The organism is Novosphingobium resinovorum (assembly GCF_027922145.1).
GTDB classification, from domain to species: Bacteria; Pseudomonadota; Alphaproteobacteria; order Sphingomonadales; family Sphingomonadaceae; genus Novosphingobium; species Novosphingobium resinovorum.
Window position 1 is genome coordinate 21731 of the sequence record NZ_BSFC01000032.1, and the last position, 6592, is coordinate 28322.

Sequence of the window (6592 nt, forward strand, 5' to 3'; positions counted from 1 at the left end):
GCCCTTGGCGGCGCGCGTCGCGCGGCCAAGGAGAGATGCTGCGATGAAATGCGGATTGTTCCACACCCCCTACAATCAACCCCAACGGACGCCGAAGCAGATCTTCGACTGGTCCATCGAACTGGCGCAGGTCTGCGACAAGGCGGGATTCTCGGACTTTCTCGTCGGCGAGCACTACACCCTAGCGCTCGAGAACATTCCGATGCCCGAAGCTATTATCGCTTCGGCAGCAATGGTGACCGAAAAGCTGCGGTTCGCACCCATGGCGCACCTCCTTCCCTATCACGACCCTGCCACGCTCGCGATCCGGGTAGGCTGGCTTAGCCAGGTACTGGAAGGTCGATATTATCTCGGCGTCGGCCCTGGTGGTCATCATACGGATGCCATCCTTCATGGGTTCGACGACCTTTCCGAACTGCCTGCGCGCCAACTCGAGGCGCTTTCGATCATGGAGAAGGTCTGGAAAGAGGAACCTTTCCGCTTCGTAGGCGAATATTTTCGCGGTGGCTTCCCGGGCCCCGACGATATGCCTGGGTATGATGTCACGATCGCGAAGAACGGCCTGTGGAAGGGTGACCCATTCGAGATCGCGGTGACGGCCCTCTCCGCGAACTCCAATTCAATGAAGTTTGCCGGCGCGCGCAACTACAGCCCGATCTCGTTCTTCGGCGGCGTCGATCAAATGATATCCCACTGGGAAACCTGGTCCACGGCCATGCGCGAGAACGGCTTTACACCTGAGCGCGAACGATTGCGCGTCTGCCGCGAGGTGTTCGTGGCTGACACCGACGCAGAGGCAAAACGCAGAGCGATCGCCGGTGGCCTTGGCTACAGCTGGGAGCACTACCTGCTCCCCATCTACAAGAAGTTCAAACTGCTCGACGGGATCATCAAGGATTCCGGCGTCGATATCAGCGCCGACGAAGTCGACATGGAATTCCTCGCAGAACACGTGTGGCTTTGCGGCTCCCCTGAGACGGTGACGGCGAAGATCGAACATCTGGTCGACAAGGTCGGATCCTGGGGCATGCTGTGTATCAACTCCCACGACAACATCGACGACATGGCTCCGGCCAATGAATCCCTTCAGCGCTTCGCGCAGGAAGTTATGCCCAAAGTCGGCGCCTCACTCCCGGCGTGACGGGCGGCGGCCGCTGCGCCAAAATGGCGCGCGGCCGCTCTTTTTTGACGGTTTTGCGCTGCACGTGCCGCGCCTCCCGTCGTTCGAAAAAACAAAAACATCGAGAGGATGGCGAGATGCAAGAAAGCCAGGAGCAGGCACCGCTTCGCGTGCCGCCGCATGTGCCAAGCGAGCGGGTGTTCGATATCGATATGTACCGGCCGGAAGGGATCGACGAGGGATATCTGGAAGCCTGGACCCGGCTTCACGAAGCAGGCATTCCCGATCTCATCTGGACGCCGCGCAATGGCGGCCACTGGATTGCCACCACCGGTTCGCTGATCAGTGCAATCTACAAGGACCCGGAGCGCTACTCCAGCCAGGTGCTGTTCATTCCAAAGGCCGCCGGCGAGAAGTATGCGATGGTGCCCTCGAAGATGGATCCACCCGAGCACCGCCCCTACCGCGAGGTGGTCAACCAAGGCCTCAACCTCAAGGCGATCCGGGAGCGAGAACCCGCGATCCGCGCCATCGCGGTCGAACTCATGGATGCTTTCGCACCGCGGGGTAGCTGCGACTTCGTCGAAGAGTTCTCGGCGCAGTTCCCGATCCGCGTGTTCATGATGATGGCCGACCTGCCGATGACGGACGCACCCAAGCTGCGTGCGCTGGCCAGCGCCATGACCCGCCCCGATGGCAATACCCCGGAAGAAATGGCCGAGCATCTCGATGCCGCCAACCGAGGCTTTTTCGAGTACGTCTCACCCATCATCGATGCCCGCGGCGGCAAAGGCGGCGACGACCTCATCAGCCTCGCCATCGACGCCAGGATCGATGGAGCACCCATCGATCGGGACAAGCTGCTGGGCATGATCTCGCTGCTGCTTCTGGCCGGCCTCGATTCTGTGACGAACTTTCTCAACATGGTGATGGACCATCTGGCGCGGCATCCCGAACCGCGCCGGCAACTCGCAGCCGACCCCGCTGCAGCGCGCCTGGCCGTTGAAGAAATGTTCCGCCGGTTTCCACTCGTTGCCGCCGCCAGGATGGTGGCTGCCGATATCGAATGCGGCGGCGTTACTCTCAAGCAAGGGGAAATGGTCCTGCTTCCTACCGCCCTTTCCGGCCTTGATGCGCGCCGGAACCCCGAGCCCTGGAAGCTCGACTTCGCGCGGCGAGGTATTGCCCATTCGACTTTCGGCGAAGGACCTCACCGCTGTGCAGGACTTCACCTCGCCAGGCTCGAGACCACCATCATGCTGGAGGAATGGTTCAAGCGAATTCCGGAGTTTCGGCCCCGTGACGGTTCCCGGCCGCGCTACCAGTCCGGCGTTGTCGCGCAGGTCGAGGAGGTCGAACTGCAATGGTGACAACCAGCAACGCAGCAACCATGCAGGCCATCGTCTGCGATGCCTATGGTCCTCCCGATAATCTGAAAGTGGGTAACGTCGCGAGGCCTGACCTTGCTGCCGACGAAGTCCGGATCAGGTCAGCTACCGCCGGGATCAATTTCCCGGACAGTCTCATCATCAAGGGTGCCTATCAGCTAAAGCCACCCCTCCCCTTCGTGCCCGGATTCGAGGTCGCGGGCGAAGTGATCGAGGTGGGTTCGGGCGTTTCGGCTGTGCACCCTGGGCAAAGGGTGATGGCGCTCACGAGCAGCGGTCACGGCGCCTTCGCTCAGGAGGCTACCGCCAGGGCAGCGGAAGTGGTGCCTATCCCAGAGACCATGGACTATGCGACCGCAATCGCACTCTTCACGGCCTACGGCACCGCGTTTCACGCTCTTGTCCAGCGAGGCACAGTCTCGCCCGGTGAAACGCTCGTGGTGCTCGGCGCCTCGGGCGGCGTGGGTCTCGCTGCGGTCGAACTGGGCAAGGCGATGGGGGCGACGGTCATTGCCGTGTCACGCACCCGCGCGCGATCCGCAACGGCCGCCGAAATGGGCGCCGACCATGTAATCGGATATGCCGAGGAGGATGTGCGCAAACGGGTGCTCGAGCTGACCGGGGGGCGCGGCGCCGATGTGTGCATCGACATGCTGGGGGGCGAGCCCTTCCAGGCGATGTCCCGGGCGATGAACTGGGATGGACGGCTGCTCGTCGTCGGTTTCACCACCGGCGAGATACCCAAGCTGCCGGTGAACCTCGTCCTGCTCAAGGGCTACCAGCTCGTCGGGGTCTACTGGGGGGGCTTTCTCGCGCGCGATCCTGCCGCGAATTCCGACAATTTCAGGACGCTGGCCGAGTGGATCGCCCAAGGCCGGATAAGTCCGCGCATCGCTGCGCGGTACCCGCTCGAAGCCGTGCCCACGGCCCTGAACGATCTCTTGTCGCGCCGGATCAGTGGCAAGCTTGTGATCGACATCGCGCCCGAAGCAAACGCGGGAGCAGTCGCATGAATACCGATCTCGAAGCCTTCATCGACAAGCAGCGTATCCACGAGGTCCTGTCTACCTACTGCCGCGGGGTTGATCGCTGCGATGCCGCCCTCGTCAGGTCGGTGTATCATCCCGATAGCTACGACGACCACGGATACTGGAAAGGTCCCGGACACGAGTTCGCGGACTTTGTGGTCGACCGCCTGTGGCGGGCCAATTCGGCGACCATGCACACGATCGCGAACGTGCTGATCGACCTGCCGGAGCCGGGCATCGCGATCTCCGAGGCCCACGTCCACGTGACGCTGATCCGACGTGGCTCGGGCGAGACGGTCGCTGACGTCATGGGTGCCCGCTACATCGATCGCCTGTCCAAACGCGACAATGACTGGAAAATCGACGAACGCACGGTCGTGCTCGAATGGACCAAGGTCGAGACATGGCCCGTTTCGGACCCTGCGATCCCACTCGACAACTTCACCTGGGGGCAACGCGGCGACACGCGCGATGCAGTCTACGAAATGCTCGAAAGACGCACATTGCAATCAACCATCCCGGTTACGGAGGGCCACCGATGATACTGGGTCTGCACCACACCGCGATCGCGACGGGCGACATTGAAAGGCTGGCCGACTTTTACATCACCCAGTTCGGCTGCAAGCTACTGGTGGCGGATGGCTGGTCGAACGCTGAGGATCTTGATGCGATCGTCGGCCTCCGCGGGTCCGCTGCGCGCTTCATGCTTCTTGATGCCGGAAACCAGTGCATCGAGCTGTTCGAATTCACTTCCCCGGCGCCTTCGGCAGGCGATCCGGACCGGCCGGTGTCCGATCCCGGTTTCACGCACATCTGCTTCGCGGTCCGCGACATCGATGCGGAGTTCGAACGTCTTTCAGCGGCAGGGATGCGCTTCCATACACCGCCCAAGCGCGCTGGAGACCGACCGTTTCGCGCGACGTACGGCCGCGACCCGGACGGAAACGTCGTCGAGTTGCTAGAGATCCTCGGTGATCACCCCTTCAATTACGAACCGACCTGTCCGCGGTGGCAAGCAGACAAGAACGATCAATAATTTCCCCCCCAGCGCGACGGAAATTCGCGCGCATGACTCAAGGAGTACACAGTGCAACTGGATGGCAAGCGGATAATCGTGACCGGCGGCGCCCAAGGAATCGGAGCCGCCATCGTGCGCGCTTATGTTGAGGCCGGGGCGACAGTCTCATGCATGGACCTGCAGGAGGAGCAGGGACGCGCGCGAACGGCCGAGGCGTCCGCCGCCGGTCCGGGAACCGCGACGTTCTACAAGCTCAACGTGACGGATCGCAGCGAGGTCGATGCCCGGTTCGCCGAGGCCTCGGCGGACATGGGTGGCCTTGACGTGATGGTCAACGTGGCAGGCGTCCAGTCGTTCGTCGATGTCGCGAACGTTGATGAGACATCCTACCGCCGCCTCTTCGACATCAACGTGCTCGGAACGATGAACACCAACGGCTCGGCCTTCTCGATCATGAAGGCATCCGGCGGAAACATCATCAACTTCGGATCAAGGTCCGGGCTCACGAGCGAATTGGACAATGCCGTCTACGGCGCCACCAAGGGGGCGGTGCATACGTGGACGCGATCGGTCGCCCAGGAATGGGGTCCCTCAGGGGTACGCGTCAACGCGGTGCTCCCGTATGTCGTGACACCGATGTATGAGAAGTTCCGCGAAGCCATGTCGCCAGACGACCTGGCGAAACACGACGAGGAAGTGCGGTCTTCGATCCCTCTGGGCGGCAAGTTCGGTGACCCGGCACGCGATCTCGCACCGGTAATGGTTTTCCTGGCCAGCGACGCGACGCGCTACATCACGGGCCAGATGTTTCCGGTAGATGGCGGGTTGATTTCTGTGCGCTGATCCTAGTTCACGCAAAGCCCGACAGGGCTTCGGGGCGGCAGGTATCAACCTGCCGCCCCGCCCTCCTCCGGGCTTTGAAACTCAGTTCACCGGCTCACGCGCCTCGAACGCCACGCCCGGCAGGTCGGGCGACAGGCGCCAGTCCGCCAGCATGTCGCGCCAGGCATCCCAGCCGGGCAGATAACCCTTGAACAAGGCCCACTTCAGTTCCTTGTCGCCCTCGTTGTTGAAGTAGCTGGGCGTACACCCTTGCTGGAACTCGGACATGTCGACCTCGTTGGCGCGGCAGTGCGCGACGTAGCCGGCGACGCCCTCGGCGGTGGCGCAGAACTTGTCGGCACCGCGCCGCAAGGTTTCCCCGATCATGAAGGCGAGGTGTTCCGCCTGACGCCCGAACTGCTCGGTGGTGCTGGAGTTCGTCGCACCCTGGATGTAGCCCATGTAGAACATGCCGGGGAACTTGTCGGTGGTGACGCCGTGGAGGGTGGCCGGGCCGTTCTCCCAGTGGTCGTAGATCGACAACCCGTTCTCGCCCTCGACGGTGGCGATGCCCCAGCGGCGCTTCAGGTCCGACGTCACCTCGAAGCCCGAGGCGAAGATCATCAGATCGACTTCGTACTCCACGCCGTCGGCGACGAAGCCCTTCTCGGTCATGCGCTCCACGCCCTGCGTGGCGGAGACGTCGATCAGCTTGACGTTGGGCTGGTTGAAGGTGGGGTAGTAGTCGTTGTTGGACAGCGGCCGCTTGCACATGAAGCGGAACCACGGCTTCAGGCTTTCCGCCGTTTTCGGGTCCTCGACGATCGCATCGACGCGGCGGCGCAGGCGTTCCATGACCTGATAGTCCACCACGTCGCGCCGGGCCATGATCTGACCGATATCCAACTGGGGGAAGCCGTCCGCTTCCAGTTCGAGGTTCAGGTTGCGGCTGATCTCGGTCCAGATGTCGCAGATCTGGTCCGGCTCGCCGGGCAGGAAGAACGCTTGCGCGCCCCGATGGAAGTTCGCCATGCGCTCCCGCTGCCAGCCGGGCTGGAGCGAGGCTGCCCAGTCAGGATCGGTCGGCGGATTGGGCCGCTCGTCGATGTTGGAAGGCGTGCGCTGGAGCACGTAGAGTTGCTTTGCATACTTGCCCAAGTACGGCACCGCCTGGACCGAGGTGGCGCCGGTGCCGACGATGGCGACGCGCTTGTCA

Annotated in this window: 7 protein-coding genes; 6 read left to right on the forward strand and 1 reads right to left on the reverse strand. The window is 62.7% G+C overall.

The window, feature by feature from the left end; translation table 11 throughout:
- Positions 1 to 4: 4 nt before the first annotated feature.
- From PKE80_RS20155 to PKE80_RS20180, 6 genes are read left to right on the forward strand one after another with little or no spacing between them, the layout of a single operon-like run.
- Positions 5 to 1141: an LLM class flavin-dependent oxidoreductase gene (locus tag PKE80_RS20155; protein ID WP_271184062.1), complete on the forward strand. Its 1137-nt coding sequence runs from the start codon at positions 5 to 7 to the stop codon at positions 1139 to 1141.
- A complete protein-coding gene (locus tag PKE80_RS20160; RefSeq protein WP_309298998.1) occupies positions 1138 to 2490 on the forward strand; it encodes a cytochrome P450 in 1353 nt (450 codons plus the stop codon). Before PKE80_RS20155 ends, PKE80_RS20160 begins: the two co-directional genes overlap by 4 nt.
- Positions 2484 to 3521 (forward strand): NADPH:quinone oxidoreductase family protein, encoded by a 1038-nt coding sequence (locus PKE80_RS20165; protein ID WP_271184063.1) that lies wholly within the window; start codon positions 2484 to 2486, stop codon positions 3519 to 3521. The genes PKE80_RS20160 and PKE80_RS20165 overlap by 7 nt, the downstream gene beginning before the upstream one ends.
- Positions 3518 to 4078 carry a nuclear transport factor 2 family protein gene (locus PKE80_RS20170; RefSeq protein WP_271184064.1) on the forward strand — a complete coding sequence of 187 codons (561 nt, stop codon included), beginning with the start codon at positions 3518 to 3520 and terminating at the stop codon, positions 4076 to 4078. Before PKE80_RS20165 ends, PKE80_RS20170 begins: the two co-directional genes overlap by 4 nt.
- Positions 4075 to 4572, forward strand: coding sequence for a VOC family protein (locus PKE80_RS20175; protein ID WP_271184065.1), 498 nt, complete (start codon positions 4075 to 4077; stop codon positions 4570 to 4572). The genes PKE80_RS20170 and PKE80_RS20175 overlap by 4 nt, the downstream gene beginning before the upstream one ends.
- 51 nt (positions 4573 to 4623) lie before the next feature.
- On the forward strand, positions 4624 to 5397 hold the full coding sequence (locus PKE80_RS20180) for an SDR family NAD(P)-dependent oxidoreductase (protein WP_271184066.1): 774 nt from the start codon (positions 4624 to 4626) through the stop codon (positions 5395 to 5397).
- Between the two features lie 81 nt (positions 5398 to 5478).
- On the opposite strand, the gene PKE80_RS20185 is transcribed toward PKE80_RS20180, so the two are convergent.
- The coding region (locus tag PKE80_RS20185; RefSeq protein ID WP_373877744.1) for a flavin-containing monooxygenase at positions 5479 to 6592 on the reverse strand (1114 nt) is incomplete at its 5' end.